Raw genomic sequence first — 21,419 nt, 5'->3', positions numbered from 1 at the left:
ACCGTTCCGCTCACTTCCCTTTCCGAAAAACGGAATAACGAAGGCGAGAGAAAATGCGTCGCGCTGCAGATGCGAGCTGCCTAGCGGCGCATTTCTCATTTGGGGTGCAACAAACGCTCGCGGTAGGGGTTAAAGGGGCACAGCGCGCGCACGCCCAACAGCCGCGCGGTTTCGTAGGTGTCCAGTTTCGTGCGGGGGTTCACTTTGCCGATGGCACACCGACGCCTTGCCCGGTCGTACAGCGGACAGCGTGGACAGAGAATGCGTTTGGGTTGCACGTGATGCTCCTGCATGTCACCGCTACCTGCCGTGTTATTCGGTCAACCCGTGTCATTCTGAAAATCAGCGAAGAATCTGAGATGCTTCACTCCGTTCAGCATGACAGCGTTCGTGTCCTCCACTTTCGCTGTGAAGAGGCATGTTTTCCTTCCCGTCGGGCGGGGTATAATGGCAATGGAGGTTGACGAGCCATCGCAATGATTTGGGTGTTTGTGCGACAGGTCGCCATCATTCTGGAGATGATTAAGTTCGAGCACACGGTTTTCGCGCTGCCGTTCGCCTTGCTATCCGCGTTGCTGGCGGCACGGGGACTGCCGGAGTGGCGCACGCTGGGCTGGATACTGGCGGCGATGGTGGGGGCGCGCAGCGCGGCGATGGCTTTCAACCGTATCGCGGATTTGCACTATGACGCCCTCAACCCCCGCACTGCAAACCGCGCGCTGCCGCGTGGCATTCTCTCCGTCGGTCAGGTCGCCCTGTTCACGGCGGTGTCCGCGGCGGTGTTTGTGCTGGCAGCGTGGCAGCTCAACCCGCTTTGCTTCGCGCTGTCGCCGGTGGCGTTGCTCTGGATTCTGGGCTATTCCTACACCAAGCGGTTCACCGCACTGAGCCACTTGTGGCTGGGACTGAGTCTGGGCATCGCGCCGGTGGGGGCGTGGCTGGCGGTGCAGGGACGTTTCGACATCGTGCCGATACTGCTCTCGCTGGCGGTGATGCTGTGGACGGCAGGATTCGACATCATCTACAGCCTGCAGGATGTGGAGTTTGACCGGCGGGTCGGTTTGCGCTCGCTGCCGCAGACCATCGGGGAAGCTCGTGCCCTGTGGCTGTCGCGGCTGATGCATGTGGGCATGGTGCTTTTGCTAATCGCTGTGGGGCAGATAGCCCGTCTGCACTGGGGATACTACGCAGGGGTGGCGGTGGCAGCTGTGCTCATCGCCTACGAGCAGAGCCTGGTGAAACCCAACGACCTCAGCAGGGTGAACCTTGCCTTCTTCACCTTGAACGGGTGGGTGAGCGTGTTGCTGCTGGCGTTTACGGTGGTGGACTGGTGGGTATTCTGGAGGTGATGGGTGCGAATCGGTAGCGTCCCTTACCTGAACGCAAAGCCGTTGATTGCGTGGTTCCAGACCCCCCAGGGCTCACGCACTGGCGTGGAAGTGGTGTACGATGTGCCGTCGCGTCTGGCGCGCATGGTGGAAGCCGGTGAGGTGGGGTGCGCGATGGTCTCCTCCGTCGAACTATTCCGCCATGCGGACTGGAGGGCGGTTCCGGGCATCACCATCGCCAGCACGGGCAAGGTGCTCAGCGTGCGTCTCTTCTCGAAAGTGCCTGTGGACAGCATACGCTCGGTTGCACTGGATACCAGCTCTCTGACCTCTTCCGCGCTGGTGCAGGTGCTTTTCGCACGATGGTGGCAGGCAACCCCCCGCTATATCCCGGCAGCTCCCCATCTGGAGGCAATGCTTCAGCAGGCGGATGCGGCTCTGCTCATCGGTGATAAGGGCATGATGGCGTGTTCTGAGGGGTTGTTTGTCGTCGATTTGGGTGAGGAGTGGTATCGGTGGACGGGTTTGCCGTTCGTGTGGGCGTTGTGGCTGGGGCGTGTGGAAAGCGTCAATGCCCATGTGGAAGAGATTTTGCATCGGGCGCGAGAGTGGGGTTTGGCGCACCTCGAGACTATCGTGCAGCAGGAAGCGACGCGGCTGAATATAAACGCGAGCCTGATTCGGCACTACTTGCGCGACATCATGCAGTACGCGATGACCGACGCCCACGAACAGGCGTTAAACCGCTTTGCCCACGAGTGTAAGCAGCTGGGGTTGGTTTAGCCTCACACAGGGCGGTAGCCGCCTGCACTGCGCAACGCTTCCACCAGTTCCGCAGACAGGTGGTTCAACGGGATATTTGCCATCCGCGCCATCACGATGATGCGACAGCTCATCTCGAAAGACTCCACACGCATCAGCACGTCGGGGATGGAACGGTGGAAAGTGATGACGCCGTGATTCGAGAGGATGATGGTCTCATGTTCCCGCACCGCTTCGGCGACGGCGTCGGCGAGCTGCTGGGTGCCCGGCTGGATGTAGGGTACGCGAGCGACGCGCCCCAGATAAAAGATGTTCTCGATGTTCAGGTTGGTGGGCACCTCGAGGCTCGAGCAGGCGACCAGCGTGGAGTAGGGCGGGGAGACATGCACCACGACCTGGGCTTCCGGGCGGGTGCGGTAAATCGCCCGATGCATGGGCGTTTCCACCGACGGTTTGGCTCCTGAAACGGCGTCGTCGCGTAGAGCGCAGAGGGCGGTTTGCTGTGGCGTGAGTTGGCCCAGCCACGCGCCGGACGCGGAGATGAGAAAACGCTCCTCATCCACACGCAGGCTGATGTTGCCGGAGGTGCCCCAAGCCAGCCCTCGCTCGCCGAGATAGTGCCCCAGTTCGCACAGCTGCTTCTGCCAGCTACTCAGATCTGTCATGGCTCAGCGTTTCCCAAATGCGTCGCACGGTACGGCGAAGCCGTTCGCGCAGATGAGGCACGGGTTCGCGAAGCAGCGGATACTCGCCCTGCTGGTAGATGATTTTCCCCGCTACCATCGTCATCTGCACGTCGGAGCCACGTGTGGAGAAAACCAACGCGGCGTAAGGGTCGTAAACGGGGAAAGAGTGAGTGTTGCTCAGGGATACCACACACAGGTCTGCCTGCTTGCCCGGCTCCAGCGTGCCGATACGTTCCGCCATGCCCAGGGCACGCGCCCCGCCCAGTGTTGCCATCTCCACCGCTTTGGGCGCGGTCATGCAGGAATCGACGCCGAACACCGCCCGCTGCAGCATCAGCGCACTGCGCATCTCCGCGAACATGTCGATGGCGTTATTGCTGACCACGCTGTCGGTTCCCAGTCCGACCTTCACGCCCTGTTGCAGCCAGTGGCTTAGAGGCGCGACGCCGTTGTATAGCTTCGCGTTGGACTGGGGGCAGTGGGCGAGTGCAACGGCTGTCGCGGCAAAGAGTTCTGCGTGGCGCGAGTCGGTTTGCACTGCGTGAACCAGCAGGGTGTCGGCGTCCAGCCAGCCCTGTTCGTGCAGGATGTCTATCGGATGCTTGCCCTGTGTCTCCCAGGCGATGCCTCGTCCGGCATACATGCTGGCGAACTTGCCCTTGCCCTCGTGCAACAGGGCAACCTCCTCGGTGGATTCGGCGGCGTGGATGCACACGGGGTAGCCTTTCTTACGGGTATAGTCGCGCAGAGCGGTCATGACATCCGGTCGCACGGTGTACAGCGTGTGCGGGGCAACGCCGATTTCCACCAGGGTGCCCTGAGTCGCGCGGTGGAGCCACTGCAGCTTATCTTCCAGCTCCCTGAGCGTTTTCTGCGCAGAATGGTCGGGTTGCACGGCGAAAACCTCCTGATAGACACGACCGCGCAGACCCGTTTGCAACAGGGCGTACGCGGAGGTTCCCGAATCGGAGGTGTCTGCTATTGTTGTCACACCCGATGACGCCGCTTCCAGAGCACCCCACAGAGCCGAATCCCGCCACTCCGAATCGGATAGTAAACGCTTGAGCTCGACGAGCCTGCGTAACCACTCAAAGAAGGGCAGGTCTTCGATGGCGCCGCGCAGCACGGTCAGTTCCAAGTGCGCGTGCGCGTTCACCAGCCCGGGCAGGATGACCGCCTCGCCGAAATCGAGCACGTCTGCACCGCCGCGCGTGCCCGAACGCCGGCGTACGTCCACAATCATCCCGTTGTGTATCACCACCTCGCCCTGTTCAATGAGGTCGCGGGCGACAGGCAGTACCCAGTCTGCTCGCAGAATCACAGTGGAATGCTCCACGCTCTGTCCAGGTCGTAGTAGGTGATATTTTTGGCATGTCCGTCGCCAAACAATACATTATAGCGATAGCCTCTGTAGAAGCGCGGGTCGAAGCATTCGATGCGCGTACGCATAATTCCTTCACTGCCGTGCCACGCGCCGCTGCTGTCCATGATGACGTTCACCTCCGAAGGATACTGGAAGTTGGACAGCATCATTTGCCGGAAGGCAATCTCGGTGCGGAAGACGTAGCTGGTGCCAAACTTTCGGTAGGAGGACGGGGTAGCGTCCAGCGGTTCGCAGTTGAAGTCCTGATACACGTATCCAATATCCGATGGGCACTCCCAGATTTGCGGGCTGCGGCAGTAGGGCATCAGGGCTTCATGTAGCAGCGGCATGTAGGGTATCCATTGCTGCCATTCCGGAAAGTCGTTCCAGATTTGGGGGGTATACTTGTCGGTCGCGTCGACTGCCCACGGATAGCGTTCACCGTAGTCCTCGGCATACATCATGATTGCCATTCCGATTTGGCGGATGTTGGACAGGCAAGCGGTTTCACGCCCTTTCGCACGGGCACGCGAGAAGACGGGAAACAGCAGCCCGGCCAGCACCGCGATAATCGCGATAACGACCAGAATCTCAATCAGCGTAAACGCCGCACGTCGTCCCATTGCAAAACCTCCTTTTATCGATGCCCAATCCCCGAGGCGGCTTCGATAAATGCCCGCATCAGCCGATGGGTTGCTTCCGCTTCAGGGTCCATCTCCGGATGCCATTGTACCCCGACGAAAAAGCGCGCGTCCTCCAGCTCAACGGCTTCAATCACGCCATCCGGTGCGAGGGCAGCGACCTGCAAATGCCTGCCCGGTTGCTTGACTGCCTGATGGTGCGAGCTGACGATTTCCAACTCGTTTGCTGCCAGAATCCCGCTCAAGAGACTGCCCTGACGGATGCTCACCACATGCCGGGCGTGGGGCTCTAGCGACGTTCGCCTGCGATGCTTGACGCTGCTGGCAACCTGCGAGGGAATATCCTGAACGAGAGTGCCCCCGAACGCCACGTTTAACAGCTGGCAGCCGTAACAAATGCCCAGCACGGGTTTATCCAACTCGCGAAACAGGCGCACCAGCTGCATCTCAAAGAGAGGGCGTTCTTCCGACAGGGGTTCGGTTTCGGGGTGCGTCTCTTCGCCATACAGGGCGGGGGGGATGTCCTTGCCGCCGGGGACAATGAGCCCGTCCAGCTGAATGGCATAGCGCTCCACCAGTCGCTGCTCCTGAAGGGGAGCCAGCGTCACCGGAACTCCGCCTGCCCGCTCCACAGCGCGGATGTACCGCCTCTCCAGCGAGACGAACTCCTCATCCTGTTGTTCGTAGCCGGTTGTGATACCGATAAGCGGAGATTTCATCGCCTGCCCAGCCCCGATTGTCGCTGTCCCATTATACCACACGAGGAAAAACGGGAGGAAGTTCAGAGGCACTCGGCGAGTCGCCTAATCGCCGGCCGTGCGGCGGCTCCATCGGTCCACAGCGACCACGAGAATGAGTAACAAACCCACCATCATATCCTGCGCTTCCGATGGTACGCGCGCCAGCGTCAGACCACTGCGCAGAAAGCCCACCATCAGCAGGGCAATCAGCATGCCGAGTACGCCGCCCTCGCCGCCGGAGACGGCGGTTCCCCCCAGCACAACGGCGGTAATTGCGGTCAGCTCAAAGCCAAGCCCTGCATCGGGTTTGGCGACAGACACGTGCGCCGCGTAGATGACCGCTGCCAGCGCACTCATGAAGCCCGATAGCATATATACCTGCAACTTCACCCGGTTCACGGGCACTCCAGATAACCGAGCCGCTGCCTCGTTTGCCCCAAGTCCAAACACCGATCGCCCCCACGCCGTGCGCGTTAACGCCAGATGGAAGATCAGGGCAGCCACGGCAAGTATCCACACCTGCACCGGTATCCCCAGTGCGTATCCCTGTCCCAGGTGCAGGAAACCCTCGGGGAAGTTGCGGATGGAGCGCGCCTGACTCATGCCGAGCGCAATGCCGCGGAAACCTGCCATCGTTGCCAGCGTGACGATGAGCGGCGGGATGCCGACCAGGGTGATGAGCGTTCCGTTGAAGCCGCCCAGCAACGTGCCCGTGAGAAGTGCCAGCAGTACCGCCACCCAGAGCGGAAGCCCGGCATCCTCCCATAACATGCCCATCACCATAATGCTTAAACCGACGATGGAACCAACCGACAGGTCTATCCCTGCAGTGATGATGACCAGAGTCATCGCCAGCGCAATCAACCCGATCTCGGCGGACTGGCGAACGACCTCTATCAGGTTATCGGGGGTTAGAAACAGCGGGGAAAGCGACTGCATCAGCGCCATCTCCGTCAGCAGCAGAAACAGCAGGAGCACTTCTCGCCTGACTTTCACCGCCGTGCCCTCCGTGTGCGCAGGGCATCGGCTACCACCGCCAGCAGCACCAGTGCGCCCTGCACACTGGGAGCCCAGTATTCGGAAACGCGGCGGAAAATCAGCCCGGTACTGATGACCTGTAGCAGAAGCCCTCCGATGGCACTACCCCATACCGTGCCCTGCCCACCGAAGATGTTCACCCCGCCCACCACCACCGCGCTGATGGCAAGCAGCTCGAAGCCTGCCCCTGCGTTACTCTGGATAACGCTGAATCGCGAGGCATACACCAGCGCAGACAGCCCCAGCAACATACCGTGCAGAGTGAATACCAGCCACAGCACGCGACGCACCGGAATACCCATGCGTGTTGCCGCCACAGGATTCCCGCCCACCGCGTAGATGTGCCGCCCAAGCGGCGTGCGGGCAAGCAGCAAAGCAGTAGCCAGCACGATACCGAACGCAATCCACACCGGCAGGGGAATCCCCGCTATCTCGCCCCGACCAACCGCAGAGAACGAGGGAGGCAGGTTGCCAATCCATTCGCCGCGCGTCCACCAGATAATGCCTCCGCGTAGCACGCTCATCATACCCAGCGTGACGATAATTGCTGGGATGCGCACAAAAGCCACCAGCCATCCGTTCACTGCGCCGATGACCGCGCCTGCCAGCATGGGCATCAATATCACAAGTGGCAGGGAAGCCCCCGACCTGGCAGTTAACCCAGCGACCACCGCGCACACCGCCAGAGCAGAACCTGCAGAGATATCGATCATGCCCGCGATGATGACCATTGTCATTCCGCAGGCAGCGATGACCAGTGGCGCAGCGTTGATGAGGATGTCGCGCAGGTTATCTGTGTGCAAGAAGCCCGGCGTGGTGCCGAAATAGCCCATTAGCAGCAACAAAAACACCCCCACGCTCATTTCGCGCCCATACTGGCGCCACAGGACGAAACGGGTGGGGGAAATACGCTCAGAAGTCATACTGGTCGATGTTCTCTGCAGTGAACTTCATGGGAGGGCCCAGCAGAACTTGGTCACCCTCCACTTTGACCTTACCGAGCCGGCCGGCCTCGAACTCCGTCGCGCCCGGCTTCAGCTTGCCCTCGGCAACCGCCTTTGCCACGTGTACCGTGAGGTAGCCCAGATCCACCGGGTTCCACAAAATCACCGTCTTCACCGTACCGTCTTTGACGAACTCTTTCATGCTTTTGGGGGTGGACAGTCCAACAACCGCTACCTTGCCGCTTTTACCAGCCTGACGCACCGCATCGGCAGCACCGGGGAACGCCACCGAGGATAGCCCGAACACACCCTTCACATCGGGATAGGTCTTCAGGATGTCCTGCGTCATGCTGAACGCGCGTCCCTGATCCTCCTCAGGATACTGGATGGTGACGATTTGCATCTTCGGGTATTTTTCCGCCATGTAGCGCTTCATCACCCCAATCCACGCGTTCTGGTTAGGCGCGGTTGGCGAGGAGCTGACGATAGCCACTTTCGCGTCTTCGCCTGCCTGAGAAGCCATCTCGTCCACCAGCGCGCGCCCGATGTCCTCGAAGGTCGCCTGATTCACAAAGAACTCCCTTCCCGACTTTTCGGCGTTGGCGTCGGCGTCATAGGTGATGACATGCACGCCTTTATCACGCGCACGCTTCAGTGCGGGGGAGATAGCATCCGGGTCGTTGCACGCGACAGCAATCACATCCACCTTCTGCAGTGTCCAGCTCTCAATAAAGGGGATCTGCTGGTCTACCTTGCCCTCAGTGGGACCGTCGTAGGTGAGGTCGATATCACCCAGTTCCTGTGCAGCCTCTCTGGCACCGCGTTCCACCGCGTTGAAATAGTCGATGCCTTTCAGCTTGGGCATCACCGCCACAACCAGTTTCGCGCCTGTGCCAGTCGCACCAGTTCCTGCTTGCTTTTTGCCGCAGGCAATCAGCAAAAGCATCACACCTGCCAGGCTCAGGATTATAGGAAAAGCCTTCCGCAAAGGTTCATCCCTCCCACTCGTTTTGATAATGCTTTCGTGATGAGGGGAGGGAATCCTGCCTGCGGCTCTCTCAAGAAAGGATGTCTTCCCTGTCAACAGGAATCGCTGCCGGTTTTCGGGGCAGTCGCCCCGGTGCAACAGGTTCTGTTCGCTGCTGCCACCGCTGACTGATACGGTCGAAGTGCACGCCGATGGTGCGCTCGATATGAGCCTCATTCAGCCGCCAGACGATTCCGAGATACAGGATCAGGTAGCCTGCCAGCGCAGCACGCAAAGCCCATATTCCCAGAAAAGGCTTGACACGCCGAACCCATTCGAGTATCACCAGTGGACAGACCAGCATCGTGACCTTCGCTGCGCAAAAAGCCCACGCACCGAAGTGAACGAGATACCACGCCATCACCGGGTTGGCTTCTCGCACCAGTCCGGAGCGCAGCAGGAAGGTGGTACTGACAAGGTCCGCCAAACCGATGACCAGCAGTGACCATGTCTCTCGTGCCAGCCTCATTGCTGACCTCCTTGTTCGTGTCCATGTGCCCGACATCGTTCATTGCCGACGGGGGCATTCTACGTGCGCTACTTCCATCTCACCCCTGTGGCAGCTGACCTGCAGGGGTTCGTTGTAACAGATAGGCTGCCCGCACCGATCGCAGATGAATAGCCAGTTCTCGCACTGTGCTCCGGCAGGTGCGTGCGCCGACCTGCTTTGGACGTGACGGTTCCGCTTTCTTTCCAGCATTGCTTGCATGACGGACCTCCTGTTCCTTACGCTTCCGGGCTGCCTGAAGTTTACACTTTCTGCCTGCCCTGTCCACTATATACAGACACCGTATCCGGCGACCGTGTTTCACATTATATCAGCTCATATTCAAAAAATCAACATATTTACTCCAAATTATTAATATATCAATGAATTTTTTTTCATAAATCTCAGATCGACGTGATAACCACGTTGTATGAGGCTACAAAAATAAACCTTCTTTTGGCCACTTATTGAAAAATGATGAGTTCGTCTATAATGCGGTTGCCATGTCAGAACTGGTTGAGGAGCTGAAGAAGGTTACCGCACTCGTGCCGGGGCGGCCGTGCACCGCCTACGCGCTGGACGGTTTGACGCCTGAAGCGGTTGTGCAGCCTGCCTCCACCGACGAGGTGCGCGCTGTACTGGATGTTTGTCGCGGGTACGGGGTACCGGGGGTAGTGTGGGGTGGTGGTACACGCATCGGCATCGGTAACCCCATGCCCTCCTACCGCTGGGCAATGGACATGCGCGCGCTATCGCGTCTGGTAGACTACGCTCCGGGCGATCTGGTGGTTACCGTCGAGGCGGGTATGAGCCTGAGCACCCTGCAGAACTTCCTTCGTCCGCACCGACAATGGCTGCCGATAGACGCTCCTTTGCCCGACAAGCAGACGGTGGGTGGCGTGGTTGCAACGAATGGTACGGGATCACGACGCCACCGCTACGGGTTACCACGCGAATGGCTGCTGGCGGTGCGTGCCGTGCTTCCCTCTGGCGAGGTAGTTAAGGCGGGTGTGGGTGTGGTTAAAAACGTTGCGGGATATGACCTGCCCCGCCTCTTTGCGGGTTCGTGGGGCACGCTGGGTGTGCTTACAGAACTGACCTTCAAAGTGGCTCCTCTGCCGGAGGTTTCCTGCGCTTACCGGTCTTTATTGCCACATGCGAATATGCTTCCCGAGCTATACCATGCGCTGAGCCATCCTCTGCTGCAGCCGGAGATGCTGGAGGTGGTCTGCGAGAGTGAAACGGGCTGGAGCATCATCTGCGGACTGGCGGGATTCGAAGAGGATGTGCGATGGCAGTTCGACCTTCTGCGTCAACAAGCACCGCTGGACTGGGAGCAGATATCCTCGGAAGAGGCAGACCTGCATCGCGACCGTTATCTGCTGGTGGATGCGCCATATCGTTGTCGGTGTGTGGTACCTCCTGTGAGCACGCCGGAGCTGCTGATAGAGTTATCGCGGCGTTTTCCTGAAGCGGCGATGCAGGCGCACTTCGGTGCAGGAGTGGTGCGCATCTGGTGGAGAGACATCCATCCTGATATACCCGCTTTGCAACGCTTGCGTGAGCAAGCCCGCCGTCTTGGCGGTTTCTGTGTGCTGGAAAGCGCGCCCACTGAGGTGAAGAGAGCCGTCGATGTGTGGGCTATCACGGGCGGCGGCGTGGACATCATGAGACGGTTGAAGAAAGGGTTCGACCCCAAAAACATCCTCGCACCCGGCAGGTTGGTGGAGGGGCGGTGATGCGAGAGTTCCACAGCGAGCATCTGCTGAAGTGTACGCACTGTGGTTTGTGTTTGCAGTCGTGCCCCACCTATCTGGAGACGGGGAGTGAGGCGGATTCACCGCGTGGGCGTATCTACCTGATGCGGGCGTTCTCCGAAGGGCGCATTCGTTGGGATTCTGGCGTCGTAGAGCATATAGACCTTTGTCTGGGATGTCGCGCGTGCGAAACCGCATGCCCTTCGGGCGTGGAATACGGTTTACTGTTAGAAATCGCGCGGGCACAGGTAGAGCGGTCTCCGGCTCGCCACAGCGTGCAACGCACCGTAAAGAGGCTTCTTCTGGACCTGATGACCAATCCCTCCGCTTTCGCTGCAGCGATGAACACCGCTCGTTGGTTCAAGCCCTTGCTGGGTGACAGAGCTTTACCCAAGCCGCTGGCGCGGTTGCTGGGAGTCAATGTGGTCGTGGCAACGCTCCCGCAGTCGCACGGCAAGATGAAGCGGGGCAGGCTCGCTCCCCTTTACACGCCAGTGGGTGAACGGCGGGGCAGGGTCGCTCTATTAACTGGCTGTGTGGCTTCGGTGCTCTTCCACGAGGTCAACGTCGCGAGCGTCGCAGTGCTGCGGTATAACGGCTTCGAAGTGGTTGTGCCGCCGGAACAGGGATGCTGCGGTGCCCTGCACGTGCACAACGGTTTCATCGTGGAAGGACGGCGTCGGGCTTTGCGGTTGATGGAATGTATGGAGCGTGAGCCGGTGGATGCCATCATTGTCAACTCGGCGGGTTGTGGCTCTACGATGAAGGAATATGGCAGACTGTTTACAGGCACGCCTCATGAGGAGCGAGCTCTGGCTTTCGCCGCGAAGGTCAGAGACATTATGGAGTTTCTGGCGGAGTCCGGCATACGAAAGCCTGTACGACCTCTGTCTGGTCGTGGCAAAGATTCTAGCCTTGTGGTAACGTATCATGACGCTTGCCATCTGGCACATGCGCAGGGAGTACGCAAACAGCCGAGGGATATTATCGGCAGTATCCCCGGTGTGCAGCTGGTGGAACTGGAGGAATCGGATATGTGCTGTGGCAGCGCAGGCATCTATAACCTGTTGCAGCCTGAGATGGCTTCGCGCTTACTGCAGCGCAAGATAGAGCGGATTCGCTCCACCGGCGCGGAAATCGTATTAACCGGCAATCCCGGCTGCCTTGCCTGGATAGCACAGGGACTGCGTGAATGTCCCCAGCCTGTGGAAATCCTGCATCCGGTGGAGCTCCTGTATCGGGCATATGAGCAGGCTGAGAGTACATGAGGCTCTCTCGCAGCCCGCGCAAGAAAACGAAGGTTGCCCACACTCCCCGTTGAAATGCTGTTTTTTCGGTAAACTCGTGTCGGAGATGTTGACTTCTGAATGGATATCGCTTAGAATCCGATTAGTAAGTCTCTTGAATTGATCCTCTTTTTGGAAGGAAGGGAGCGGCTGTGGATGGGTCAGTGATGAACAGCGAATGGTTTGTGGACCTTTTAGAGGCGGACGGGGGAGCAACGCAGGTACTGGCACGTTATGTGAAACAGCAAGTAGGCGAGGGGATGGAGTTCAGCAACGAAATCGCTCGCGTGGTGGTGTCCAGTAACGGTTGCTATTATGAATTCCGCGACCTGCCCGAAGAGTTCTCCGGTGCTCTGGGCGAGTTCACCCATCATTTTGTAGGCTACGAAGACGCCCTCAACCTTCTGGAGAAGCTATACCGGCTTCCCCACACGGATTTCATAGAGGCGGTTGAGGAGCTTTCCCTGCTGGTAGTCTATGACCGCTTTGACTGGATGAGTTATCAGAACATCTACGCCTACCATTTTCAGCGCGGCACGCTGGGCGAACACAAGATAGAGGATGTGCGCGGCACGTTTCGCTATGGACAACTGCCGCGCTTTTTCAAGTTTCGCCTGCTGGCGAATCGGGTTCCAGATGGTCTTATCTTCCCGTCCGGAATGGCTTTCTTCATCGCTAATCCCGGCGAGCGACACCTGCTGGTACAGGTACCCTACACCCACAGCAGGGTTTCGGACCTGATAGCCCGTCCGTTGAGCCAGCAGCTCCATTAGCAGGGCGCGTCGACAGGATTTTTCGCCCCCGGCGGAGAAGAAAAGGAATCGAAAGCAAACATTCCAAAGGGAGCGCACGATGTATCTCAGGCGCGTATGGTTCAGGCACACCCTGCTGGGATTGCTGGCAGTTGTGGTGCTGGTCGCAGCGGGCATGTTCTGGGTGCGATACTTCAACCCCTTCCGCGTGAAACCCGCTGATATCGATACAAAAGACTGGATACTGTTTGTTTCTGACCGCTCGGGCAATCCTGACCTCTGGGTGATACGCCCGGATGGAAGTGGATTGCGCCAGATAACCGCAGATGCGTCTGCGGAGACCGATCCCGCCTGGTCACCTGATGGACGGCTCATCGCGTTTATCTCAGACAGGGATAACCGCGTTCCGCAGCTGTTCTATGCAGACCCGGAAGGCAGGCGGGTTCAGCAACTGACCGTCAGCGTAGGGGCGAAAGAGAAGCCCCACTTCCTCCCTGACGGCAAGCACATTGTCTTCCTCCTGCAGGGACAGGTTCTGCTGGTAGACGTCGAAGGGGGAGAAGCTGAAAAGATTCTGCCCCCGTTCGAACTGGAACAGCAGTGGCGCAATACCTTCGGCGGCAGTGTGCTCTTCCGCGAGCCAGCCTACGATACCGAGAAAAGAATCGTCTACGCGGTGCAGCGTACCGAGGGGGGCGAAGTGCTGGTGCGTTATCGCAGGGGGGGCGCAGACCACCAGCACGAAGGTGAAGGGGACCAGCCAGAGCAACCGCTTCCCATTCCCACTGCACAAAAGCTTCCTGAACCCATTATCGGTGGACAAGAGGTGCATATCGCGCTCTCCCCGGACGGCACACAACTGGCCGTCACTGTGATGGGTAACCGTCAGGTTGGTCATCTGGTGGCCCTGTATAATCTGGTCACCGAGTCTGTGCAGTCTCTCTGGCAGGGGAGGGGTGACCTTGCTCCGGGGGCAGTAACATGGGCGCCGGAAGGGACACACCTCGCCTTTGAGATGTGGCGGGTGCGAGACGAGGAAAAAGACCGGGCAGGCATCGGCGTGATGGGTATTGGTGACCCCGAGCCTCGCCTGATTGTCGAGGGCAATCTAATGACGCCGACATGGTCTCAGGGGGGGACAAGCCTGGTGTATGTGAAGTTCCGCGAAGATGGCAAGCGTGACCTGTGGATTGTCAATGCCGACGGTTCAGATGCCCGGCGGTTGACCGATGGCACGGCTGACAACTATGCGCCCACCTGGTCGCCGCATCCGGGTAAGCAAAAGTGATATAATGATATTGGGCACCGAGCCAGCCGGGCGGCTGCCTCACCCATCCGGGTGGGGAGGAAAGTCGGGGCTCCACAGGGCGCGATGCCGGATAGCGTCCGGGAGGGGCGACCCTACGGAAAGTGCCACAGAAAACACACCGCCAGCGGTTCGGCGCTTGCCGGATGCGGGCAAGGGTGAAAAGGTGCGGTAAGAGCGCACCGCGGCGGCAGTAATGTCGCCGGCAGGGCAAACCCCATCGGGAGCAAGGCTGAATAGGGAGGCAGTGAGGTGCGCCCGCTGAGCCTCCGGGTACAGCCGCTTGAGGCGTCGGGTAACCGGCGCCCCAGAGAGATAGCCGCCGCCTGCCCTCCACAGGCAGGGCACAGAACCCCGCTTACAGGCTGACTCGGCGCCCCGAGGGTATCAGGCAGCCTGCAATGTCCCGCTCATGCGCGGGTACCTCCACCTGTAAACCTGTGCCCGATACGGTAACCAGTGTGGACTGCACCGCTTTTGTCTTCAGCGGGTATCACCACGCCACTCGATATCTTCCGGGTTTCACCCCTGCTACCTTCAAGCTTGCCTTCGCCTGAAAAGATGTGATATAATGATGATATCATAATGAAATCGGAGGTGTCCAATGGAACCCATCCGCGAGAGCAAGGCGTGGTACATCAACGGTTTTGTCATGTTGTTCCTGCAGATTGCGGTGAACGTGCTGTGTGTTTGGGTGATTATCCGTGCGGCGATGGAACAGGACGTTGCCTGGCCCGGCAGGTTCTGGTATGCCATTATCGTGCTGGTGGTTGCCAGCCTGTTGTGGTCGGGCTTCTTTGTGGTACAGCCCAACACGGCGCGTGTCATCGTGTTCTTTGGGCGGTATGTCGGGTCGGTGCGGCAAAGTGGTTTCTGGTGGACGAACCCGTTCACGCAGAAGCCGCTCGTATCTCTGCGTATTCACAACTTCAACAGCGAGAAGCTCAAGGTGAACGACGCACTGGGCAACCCCATTGAGATTGCAGCAGTGGTGGTATGGCGCGTGGTGGACTCGGCGAAGGCGTTGCTGGATGTGGAGAACTATCAGGAGTTCGTCGCCACTCAGAGCGAGACCGCCATCCGTACACTGGCAACCCGCTATCCCTACGATTCGCATCGGGAGGGAGAGGAGTCCTTGCGAGGCAATCCCGACGACATCGCCCGGGAGTTGAAGAACGAGGTACAGGCGAGGCTGGAGGTTGCGGGGGTAGAAGTGCTTGAGGCGCGTATCAGCCACCTGGCGTATGCTCCGGAGATCGCGCAGGCGATGTTGCGCCGCCAGCAGGCAGAGGCGATTATCGCGGCGCGGCAACGCATCGTGGAGGGCGCAGTGGGTATGGTAGAAATGGCTCTTCAGCAGCTGAGCGAGCACAATGTGGTGGAGCTGGACGAGGAGCGCAAGGCAGCAATGGTCAATAACCTGCTGGTAGCGCTGGTATCGGAGAGCGAGGCAACACCGGTCATCAACACGGGGACGTTGTATGCCTGAGAAGAAGCGCTTTTTGCTCCGTCTCGATGAGGAGCTCTACGAGGTGCTGGAGAAATGGGCGGCGGACGAGCTGCGCAGTGTGAACGCGCAGATTGAGTATCTGCTTAAGGACGCCGCCCGACGCGCCGGACGTTGGAAGGAAAGGTCTCGCCACGGTGCTGCAGACGGGCAGAGCGAACCATAGACAGGCGAACGGCACGAGAGAAATCTCTCGTGCCGTTGGAGTGAGGGAGACAGGCGGTTAAAAAAGTTAACCGCTACTGCAGAAGATACTCGCGTAAACCCCTGCGCTTGGCGGCGTCTTTGAGTTTACGCATTGCTTGCGCTTCAATCTGGCGCACACGTTCGCGCGAGATTTTCAGCGCTTCCCCTATCTCCTGTAAGACTTGCTCTTCCTGGTCGCCGTAGCCCAGCCTGCGGATGATGACCTGTCGCTCGCGGTCGGTCAGCTCGGTTTCCAGAAGCTCATCCAGCACCTTCCGTCGCTCCATTTCCAGCATCACCTCTTCGGGGTCGCGCACGTTCTGGTCATGGATGAGCGAACCCAGCGAGGTATCCTCCTCCTCGCCGACCAGCATGTCCAGCGACAGAGGTTCTTGTGCCGCCTGCTGGAGCTGCAAAATCTTCTTGGGCGACACGCCCATGGCCCTCGCCAGTTGTTCGATACTTGGCTCATCGCCAGTTTCGCGGCGCAGCCGCTCGCGTTCGCGTTCCATGCGGCGCAGCTGCTCGGCGACATGAGCAGGGATCCGCACCGTTTTCGCCTTGTTGTCTATCGCCCGACCGATTGCCTGCCGGATCCAGTGTGTGGCATACGTGCTGAAGCGATAACCTTTGGAGGGGTCGTACCGCTCCACGGCGTTCATCAACCCAATGGCGCCTTCCTGCACCAGGTCCTCGAACGGCACCAGGGCATTGCGGTAGTGCTTGGCGATATTCATCACAAGGCGCATGTTCGCCTCAACCAGCTTCTGCCTTGCTTCCTCGTCGCCTTTGCGAGCGCGTTCTGCCAGTTCCAGCTCCTCTTCTGGCGTAAGCAAAGCCACCCGGGTTAGCCGGTTGAGCAAAGATGGCACCTCCGACGCAGCCGCCTTGCGGTTTGGCGTCAGGGTAGGGCTACCGGTTGAGCTTCCTCTTCGGTTGGCTGGGTTGTTGCTGCTCATCTTATTCCTCAGTGAACTCGATCACGCCACAGACCACTGCCGATGGTCTTCCATTAGTTCGACATCGCAAAGTCACGTTCTGTTTCGCGGCACTCTTCGAATTGTACCCTTTGAGAATTACGTGTTGCAAGTTGCAAAACCTTGCCGGGTGGAGATTCGCCCGCCGCTAGTGGCATTCCTTTGTGCAGATGTAGCGGTAGCGATCTCCCTCTTCGGATACCTCGATATTTGCCGGTGCACCGCAGCGAGGGCACGTCAGTTCGTCCATCATCAGCAGGATGTATACGCTACGATACTCGTTCGAAATGTAGATGTCGTGCAGTATCCATCCCTGATCCAGCAGTTCGTTGACGATGTTGGCACGAACTTCCACTACCTTACGTACGCGGTGCAGGTCGAACTCTTGCCCGGTGTCGGATTGCTCCATCGACCTTTCCTGCTACTCTCACCCGATGCAGTACCAAAGCCTTATATTAGAAAGCATCCAGCCCGACTCCTGCGTGGTCTGGATGCTCTTTGCAAAAAATTCTGGTGATTTTACTTGACTACCCGGCGCGCGCCCAGATAGCGCTGGCGATAGTATCCATCATTCAGGCTGTCGACACGCACACGTCCTCCTGCGCTGGATGCGTGGATGAACTTGCCGTTGCCGATATAGATGCCGACGTGTGAGGCTCCACGCCTGTAGGTCTGGAAGAAGACCAGGTCGCCCGGCTTCAGCTCGTTACGGCGTACGGGTTTCCCCGTACGAAATTGCGCGCTGGCGGAATGAGGCAAGTCGATGCCAGCCCTCTGCCGAAAAACATAGCGCGTAAAACCAGAGCAGTCGAAGCCGCTGCGCGAGGAGCCTCCCCACCGGTATCGCACGCCGTGCAGACGTGAAGCGGTACGCACGATGGACTCGCCTGTATGGCTGCCGGAGGTGGAACCATCAGAAGCTATTTCCCTGCGTGTGCTACCGGCGAGCGTCGCCTTACGATGCGAGGCTGTCCTGGTACTCTTAGATGCGGATTGTGAGGGTTTCACAGGGCGTCTGGCTACGTGTTGGGGTTTTGCAGACGCTCTTTTCGCTGCCAGCGTGCCGGTAATCCTGACCAAATCGTCGCGAACCCAGCCCATCCGACCGCTGGGGAGCTTGACCTGAAGCCAGTTTCCCCGCCTTGCCGTCACCAGCACGGGATGCCCTTTGTCCAGTATGGTCAGCGACCGGTCGGTACGTTGGGGAGCGAAGCGAATACAAACGCGATCCCCATTGATGACGCCGGTTTTGCGCATGGATACTGGAACAACCTTCGGTTTTACCAGGGCTGGGATTTTCAGGCGAGCGCCGGGCTTTAAGGCATCAGGGTTTTTCAACCTATTCGCTTTGACGATGTCTTCAGGCAGTACCTGATACCGCTTTGCCAAAGACCACACCGTATCGTTCTCTCTTACCACAACCACACGCTGGGCAGCCACTCCGGTAATCCACAGTAACCCGTATACCATGGTGAAGCTGCCTAGAGTGAGCCACCGTTGCATCAGTTCACCTCCTGAGTGTGAGTGGCTTAAGGACAGCCACGGCGTTGCCCTTGCAGCACAACGCTTCGTGACTATACCTATTCGGCGGGGGCGTTGTCAAGTCCTGCAATCCCTCGCAATTTTTTCGAGAGATGTTGCCATCTCCCGAAAGGCTTGTCATAATATTATCGGAGGTGATGTGAACAATGCCCACATACGGTTACCGGTGTGATAGCTGTGGAGTAGAGTTTGAGCAGTTCCAGCGCATTACGGAGCCGCCCCTGACCGAGTGCCCCCAGTGCGGCGGCACCGTACGCCGCCTGTTGTATCCGGTAGGCATCCTCTTTAAGGGACCGGGTTTCCACATAACCGACTACCGCAAGTCCGATAAGCCAGCTTCCGAGAACAAATCCGACGGCGATTCGAGTTCGGGCAAGAAAGAGGAGAAAGTAGCGGGGATTGTGTGACGAGGACACCACGGGCTGTTAAGAAAAACGCCGGAGAGGAGACCCTCTCCGGCGATGCTTCGGGTTGGTTGCGTTACCTCTCGCTTTCGATGAGCAAGTTACCCGTTTTCGGGTCGTAGTGGATTTTGACATCCAGTGCGTCGCGGACGAACGACAGCGGCACGATAGTGCGTCCCCGGTCGATAAACGGTGCTACCTCCAGAGGCAGGGTCTGATTGTTCACCTGAGCCGAAGGATGACCGATTCTCAGTTCGATCTCACGCTCTGCGTTGACCGCACGCACCGTTCGCGACTGAGGATACCAGAACAGCCACCCGCCTGTGTGCTCGAATATCTGGCGGAAGGGTGCCAGCGGTATCCCGTCCTGCACGCGCGGCGGGACGTCAAAAGCGATGCGCGTGTTATCGAACACCACCTGGAACGTGGAACCGGGGATAATGAGCTTGTCGCCCGCACGCACACGGTTCGGGTTGCTGATACCGTTCACGGTAGCAACGGCTTCCGGCGAGACGCCGTGTCGTTTGGCGATGCCGATGAGGGTATCGCCCTTGCGCACCTCATAAACGGTCTGCGGAGCAGGCGGAGCCATCGCAGTCATTGGTGGAACCACCAGCTTCTGTCCTGCCGGTGCCATCGCAGAAGGCAATGCCGTCGATGGCTTGATGCTACCAGCGACTATAGCGGGCGGCTCCACTGAAGTGCGCGGTTCCGATACCGGCACCGATTCCCGCTGTCCCCCGAGCATGGAAGGCGGCGCAATCGCCTTTGCTATCTGCTGGGGTGATGGAGGTGGCGTTATGCTGGCATCACCAACTGTGCGTTTAGCACCTGCGCTGGTAGCTGCAGGCGGCATCACGTCACGCGTGGTGAAGTAGGGCATCGCTTCCGCTGGCTGCAGCGTCAGTGCGCTGCCCAGCGGAGTGAGCAGGATGTCCGGCGAGCTCGCTGATGCTTCCGATGGGCGTGTCTCTCGCACTGTTTGACCACCAGGGTTGTTGACCAGCACGCGCACCGGCGCTGCCTTATAGGTGTTTCGCGCTTCGTCCACGCCCAGCGCCTCGATGAGATGCCAGCCGTTCTCGACGGTGGTGGTATCCCATGTGTAGGTATAGGGCGGGAAGTTGCGCAGGGTCTTGAACTGGCGGTCAATGAACAGGCTAACGTAAGCCCTGCCGAGCTGTTCACTCACCCGCAGCCCAATTTCCACCTTTCCCGACACAGCGGTGCCGTTCGCCGGGGAAACAATAGCGAGAGGCAGGTTCGCGAGGGTAGGTGCCTCTACGACGACGCTGATGCGCGTGGTGCCGACCGTGCCATCCGCTTCAATTGCTTTAAGGGTAACGGTATGCTTGCCCGCGCTGAGATACGCGGGGTCGAGCATGAACGAGGCGACGCCTCGTTCCACAGGAGTGTCCAGAGACTTCTCGGCGAAAAGCACGTTATCCACCCACAGCTCCAGCTTCACTATCGCCTTACCCTGGTAGCGTACGGACAACTCCGTGCTCACCTGCAGGGGCTGTGCAAAGTCTCGCGCATTGATGACCTGCAGGCGTGGTCCATTGTTGGGGATTGCTTGCACGTTTGCTGGCTGCCACGCCGTGGATGTCAGCAACGCGGCTGCAGCAGCAAAAACGTACATGGTTCTTTTCATGCACCTGCCTCCTTTTTCACTCAGGGATTGCGGTCAGCGTCACGCCTCAGCGTTACAGGCACTCTACGCTATCATAACTTCGCACCTGTGTCAAGCCTTTCCTGCATACTCGGGGTAAAAATTCGACAGGATTTATCCGGGGCAGAAGTCGTACATGCGTGTGTTCAGGATGACGCTCATGGCGCTCCAGAACGCGCCCACGCAGTACTCACCCAGAATCACCCCGAACATAAAGGGCATGACCTGCCGGTGCAGCTTGTGGCCGCCATAACGCAGCACCAGCCATTTGATGACGCTGGCGATAAGCAGGCACGACCAGAAGTACTCCACACCGAAATTGAGCGAGAGCGCGTAGCCCGCCGGGTGGAACGGCCACCACAGGAAGCGCATCCGGGCGAGATGCATCGTCGCGGCGGCAGCGAACCCGAAGACAACCGCAAGCATCGCCGTCAAGCTCGGCTCGCGTGGCGAGCGCAAGATGCTCTCCAGCCAGTAGTAGTTGCCCCAGTTGTGCATATCCATGTAGTCCACGCCTGTGGTGTTCGCATACTTCAGATGCAGTGCTGCCCAGTACGAAGCCAGTCCGCCAAAGAACATCGCGAACATCATCACGTAGCCCATGCCTTTCATGTTGATACCGCCCTGCTGCGCCATCTTCATTGCCTCCAGCTGGCAGGGCATCGGATGGGTGCGGTATCCGCGTCCGCTGAACCACCAGAACATGGTCATCATGGTCAGGCTGGGCGCGCCGATGGCGGTCGAACCAAACATCATGATGAGAAACGTCTGGGAGTTCATGCCCACCACCTCATGCGCGGGTGGACCCAGTTCCGCGCGTACACGGGTGATGCCGATGGATATGATGAAGAATATCAGGAAAAACAGTACAGCAACCCACAACTTCATCCCTGCCTGCACACAGAAGGCGATGAGAAACGCTAAACCCAGCAGCAACCCGATGACTGCACCGCAATAGGTCAGCGCCTCCCGCGAATCGTCGATGCCTGCGTAGCGCGGGTTCACCGCTTTTCT

Annotated in this window: 23 protein-coding genes and 1 other RNA gene; 10 read left to right on the top strand and 14 right to left on the bottom strand. The window is 59.0% G+C overall.

Features of this window, described 5'->3' with window-relative positions; genetic code table 11:
• Positions 1-95: 95 nt before the first annotated feature.
• A complete protein-coding gene (locus K6U75_11720; GenBank protein MCL6475706.1) occupies positions 96-293 on the bottom strand; it encodes a hypothetical protein in 198 nt (65 codons plus the stop codon).
• Between the two features lie 183 nt (positions 294-476).
• On the opposite strand from K6U75_11720, the gene ubiA reads away from it, so the two are divergent.
• Positions 477-1,349: a putative 4-hydroxybenzoate polyprenyltransferase gene (gene ubiA / locus K6U75_11715; protein ID MCL6475705.1), complete on the top strand. Its 873-nt coding sequence runs from the start codon at positions 477-479 to the stop codon at positions 1,347-1,349.
• Positions 1,350-1,352: 3 nt separating this feature from the next.
• Positions 1,353-2,111: a menaquinone biosynthesis protein gene (locus K6U75_11710; GenBank protein ID MCL6475704.1), complete on the top strand. Its 759-nt coding sequence runs from the start codon at positions 1,353-1,355 to the stop codon at positions 2,109-2,111.
• 2 nt (positions 2,112-2,113) lie between these two features.
• Here the strand turns inward: K6U75_11710 and K6U75_11705 are convergent, their stop codons facing one another.
• The 8 genes from K6U75_11705 to K6U75_11670 all read right to left on the bottom strand — a co-directional run bounded on the left by K6U75_11705 (position 2,114) and on the right by K6U75_11670 (position 8,998).
• The gene (locus K6U75_11705; protein MCL6475703.1) at positions 2,114-2,755 is read right to left on the bottom strand and encodes a class II aldolase/adducin family protein; all 642 of its coding nucleotides are present in this window, start codon (positions 2,753-2,755) and stop codon (positions 2,114-2,116) included.
• On the bottom strand, positions 2,739-4,097 hold the full coding sequence (locus K6U75_11700; GenBank protein MCL6475702.1) for an amidohydrolase family protein: 1,359 nt from the start codon (positions 4,095-4,097) through the stop codon (positions 2,739-2,741). Before K6U75_11700 ends, K6U75_11705 begins: the two co-directional genes overlap by 17 nt.
• Positions 4,094-4,762 carry a type II secretion system GspH family protein gene (locus K6U75_11695; protein MCL6475701.1) on the bottom strand — a complete coding sequence of 223 codons (669 nt, stop codon included), beginning with the start codon at positions 4,760-4,762 and terminating at the stop codon, positions 4,094-4,096. Before K6U75_11695 ends, K6U75_11700 begins: the two co-directional genes overlap by 4 nt.
• A gap of 14 nt (positions 4,763-4,776) precedes the next feature.
• Positions 4,777-5,499, bottom strand: coding sequence for a gamma-glutamyl-gamma-aminobutyrate hydrolase family protein (locus tag K6U75_11690; GenBank protein ID MCL6475700.1), 723 nt, complete (start codon positions 5,497-5,499; stop codon positions 4,777-4,779).
• 84 nt (positions 5,500-5,583) lie between these two features.
• Complete coding sequence (locus K6U75_11685; GenBank protein MCL6475699.1) at positions 5,584-6,468, bottom strand: ABC transporter permease; 885 nt, start codon at positions 6,466-6,468, stop codon at positions 5,584-5,586.
• A 44-nt stretch (positions 6,469-6,512) separates the two neighbouring features.
• Positions 6,513-7,481 (bottom strand): ABC transporter permease, encoded by a 969-nt coding sequence (locus K6U75_11680; protein ID MCL6475698.1) that lies wholly within the window; start codon positions 7,479-7,481, stop codon positions 6,513-6,515.
• A complete protein-coding gene (locus K6U75_11675; protein ID MCL6475697.1) occupies positions 7,471-8,448 on the bottom strand; it encodes a substrate-binding domain-containing protein in 978 nt (325 codons plus the stop codon). Before K6U75_11675 ends, K6U75_11680 begins: the two co-directional genes overlap by 11 nt.
• A 112-nt stretch (positions 8,449-8,560) precedes the next feature.
• The gene (locus tag K6U75_11670) at positions 8,561-8,998 is read right to left on the bottom strand and encodes a DUF5658 family protein (GenBank protein MCL6475696.1); all 438 of its coding nucleotides are present in this window, start codon (positions 8,996-8,998) and stop codon (positions 8,561-8,563) included.
• Between the two features lie 521 nt (positions 8,999-9,519).
• On the opposite strand from K6U75_11670, the gene K6U75_11665 reads away from it, so the two are divergent.
• From K6U75_11665 to K6U75_11635, 7 genes are all read left to right on the top strand, one after another.
• Positions 9,520-10,755, top strand: coding sequence for an FAD-binding oxidoreductase (locus K6U75_11665; protein ID MCL6475695.1), 1,236 nt, complete (start codon positions 9,520-9,522; stop codon positions 10,753-10,755).
• Positions 10,755-12,041, top strand: coding sequence for a 4Fe-4S dicluster domain-containing protein (locus K6U75_11660; protein ID MCL6475694.1), 1,287 nt, complete (start codon positions 10,755-10,757; stop codon positions 12,039-12,041). The genes K6U75_11665 and K6U75_11660 overlap by 1 nt, the downstream gene beginning before the upstream one ends.
• A 185-nt stretch (positions 12,042-12,226) precedes the next feature.
• Positions 12,227-12,832, top strand: coding sequence for a hypothetical protein (locus K6U75_11655; GenBank protein ID MCL6475693.1), 606 nt, complete (start codon positions 12,227-12,229; stop codon positions 12,830-12,832).
• 79 nt (positions 12,833-12,911) lie between these two features.
• Positions 12,912-14,099 (top strand): hypothetical protein, encoded by a 1,188-nt coding sequence (locus K6U75_11650; protein ID MCL6475692.1) that lies wholly within the window; start codon positions 12,912-12,914, stop codon positions 14,097-14,099.
• 18 nt (positions 14,100-14,117) lie between these two features.
• Positions 14,118-14,494, top strand: an RNA gene (rnpB, locus tag K6U75_11645) — RNase P RNA component class A.
• Between the two features lie 227 nt (positions 14,495-14,721).
• Positions 14,722-15,606, top strand: coding sequence for an SPFH domain-containing protein (locus K6U75_11640; GenBank protein ID MCL6475691.1), 885 nt, complete (start codon positions 14,722-14,724; stop codon positions 15,604-15,606).
• Positions 15,599-15,790 (top strand): hypothetical protein, encoded by a 192-nt coding sequence (locus K6U75_11635; GenBank protein ID MCL6475690.1) that lies wholly within the window; start codon positions 15,599-15,601, stop codon positions 15,788-15,790. The genes K6U75_11640 and K6U75_11635 overlap by 8 nt, the downstream gene beginning before the upstream one ends.
• A gap of 73 nt (positions 15,791-15,863) precedes the next feature.
• Here K6U75_11635 and K6U75_11630 read toward each other — a convergent pair whose 3' ends face one another.
• The 3 genes from K6U75_11630 to K6U75_11620 form a co-directional block, all read right to left on the bottom strand.
• Positions 15,864-16,769, bottom strand: coding sequence for an RNA polymerase sigma factor RpoD/SigA (locus K6U75_11630; protein ID MCL6475689.1), 906 nt, complete (start codon positions 16,767-16,769; stop codon positions 15,864-15,866).
• A gap of 166 nt (positions 16,770-16,935) precedes the next feature.
• Complete coding sequence (locus K6U75_11625; protein MCL6475688.1) at positions 16,936-17,196, bottom strand: hypothetical protein; 261 nt, start codon at positions 17,194-17,196, stop codon at positions 16,936-16,938.
• 110 nt (positions 17,197-17,306) lie between these two features.
• Positions 17,307-18,290, bottom strand: coding sequence for a C40 family peptidase (locus K6U75_11620; protein ID MCL6475687.1), 984 nt, complete (start codon positions 18,288-18,290; stop codon positions 17,307-17,309).
• A 185-nt stretch (positions 18,291-18,475) separates the two neighbouring features.
• Between K6U75_11620 and K6U75_11615 the strand changes: the two genes are divergently transcribed.
• Positions 18,476-18,736 carry a zinc ribbon domain-containing protein gene (locus tag K6U75_11615; protein MCL6475686.1) on the top strand — a complete coding sequence of 87 codons (261 nt, stop codon included), beginning with the start codon at positions 18,476-18,478 and terminating at the stop codon, positions 18,734-18,736.
• A gap of 73 nt (positions 18,737-18,809) precedes the next feature.
• Here K6U75_11615 and K6U75_11610 read toward each other — a convergent pair whose 3' ends face one another.
• On the bottom strand, positions 18,810-20,387 hold the full coding sequence (locus K6U75_11610; protein MCL6475685.1) for a LysM peptidoglycan-binding domain-containing protein: 1,578 nt from the start codon (positions 20,385-20,387) through the stop codon (positions 18,810-18,812).
• A 132-nt stretch (positions 20,388-20,519) separates the two neighbouring features.
• The coding region (locus K6U75_11605; GenBank protein ID MCL6475684.1) for a hypothetical protein at positions 20,520-21,419 on the bottom strand (900 nt) is incomplete at its 5' end.

This window comes from Bacillota bacterium, from assembly GCA_023511455.1.
In the GTDB taxonomy this organism is placed as follows: domain Bacteria; phylum Armatimonadota; class HRBIN16; order HRBIN16; family HRBIN16; genus HRBIN16.
This window is presented reverse-complemented; position numbering and strand designations above follow the sequence as displayed.

Excerpts from the sequence above, each read along its gene's own strand:
- K6U75_11695 (MCL6475701.1), bottom strand. The coding sequence starts at position 4,762 with ATGGGACGACGTGCGGCGTTTACGCTGATTGAGATTCTGGTCGTTATC.
- K6U75_11705 (MCL6475703.1), bottom strand. The coding sequence starts at position 2,755 with ATGACAGATCTGAGTAGCTGGCAGAAGCAGCTGTGCGAACTGGGGCAC.
- ubiA (MCL6475705.1), top strand. The coding sequence starts at position 477 with ATGATTTGGGTGTTTGTGCGACAGGTCGCCATCATTCTGGAGATGATT.
- K6U75_11640 (MCL6475691.1), top strand. The coding sequence starts at position 14,722 with ATGGAACCCATCCGCGAGAGCAAGGCGTGGTACATCAACGGTTTTGTC.
- K6U75_11650 (MCL6475692.1), top strand. The coding sequence starts at position 12,912 with ATGTATCTCAGGCGCGTATGGTTCAGGCACACCCTGCTGGGATTGCTG.
- K6U75_11615 (MCL6475686.1), top strand. The coding sequence starts at position 18,476 with ATGCCCACATACGGTTACCGGTGTGATAGCTGTGGAGTAGAGTTTGAG.
- K6U75_11620 (MCL6475687.1), bottom strand. The coding sequence starts at position 18,290 with ATGCAACGGTGGCTCACTCTAGGCAGCTTCACCATGGTATACGGGTTA.
- K6U75_11630 (MCL6475689.1), bottom strand. The coding sequence starts at position 16,769 with ATGAGCAGCAACAACCCAGCCAACCGAAGAGGAAGCTCAACCGGTAGC.
- K6U75_11670 (MCL6475696.1), bottom strand. The coding sequence starts at position 8,998 with ATGAGGCTGGCACGAGAGACATGGTCACTGCTGGTCATCGGTTTGGCG.
- K6U75_11655 (MCL6475693.1), top strand. The coding sequence starts at position 12,227 with ATGAACAGCGAATGGTTTGTGGACCTTTTAGAGGCGGACGGGGGAGCA.
- K6U75_11625 (MCL6475688.1), bottom strand. The coding sequence starts at position 17,196 with ATGGAGCAATCCGACACCGGGCAAGAGTTCGACCTGCACCGCGTACGT.
- K6U75_11690 (MCL6475700.1), bottom strand. The coding sequence starts at position 5,499 with ATGAAATCTCCGCTTATCGGTATCACAACCGGCTACGAACAACAGGAT.
- K6U75_11660 (MCL6475694.1), top strand. The coding sequence starts at position 10,755 with ATGCGAGAGTTCCACAGCGAGCATCTGCTGAAGTGTACGCACTGTGGT.
- K6U75_11675 (MCL6475697.1), bottom strand. The coding sequence starts at position 8,448 with ATGCTTTTGCTGATTGCCTGCGGCAAAAAGCAAGCAGGAACTGGTGCG.
- K6U75_11635 (MCL6475690.1), top strand. The coding sequence starts at position 15,599 with ATGCCTGAGAAGAAGCGCTTTTTGCTCCGTCTCGATGAGGAGCTCTAC.
- K6U75_11720 (MCL6475706.1), bottom strand. The coding sequence starts at position 293 with ATGCAGGAGCATCACGTGCAACCCAAACGCATTCTCTGTCCACGCTGT.
- K6U75_11685 (MCL6475699.1), bottom strand. The coding sequence starts at position 6,468 with ATGGCGCTGATGCAGTCGCTTTCCCCGCTGTTTCTAACCCCCGATAAC.
- K6U75_11610 (MCL6475685.1), bottom strand. The coding sequence starts at position 20,387 with ATGAAAAGAACCATGTACGTTTTTGCTGCTGCAGCCGCGTTGCTGACA.
- K6U75_11665 (MCL6475695.1), top strand. The coding sequence starts at position 9,520 with ATGTCAGAACTGGTTGAGGAGCTGAAGAAGGTTACCGCACTCGTGCCG.
- K6U75_11680 (MCL6475698.1), bottom strand. The coding sequence starts at position 7,481 with ATGACTTCTGAGCGTATTTCCCCCACCCGTTTCGTCCTGTGGCGCCAG.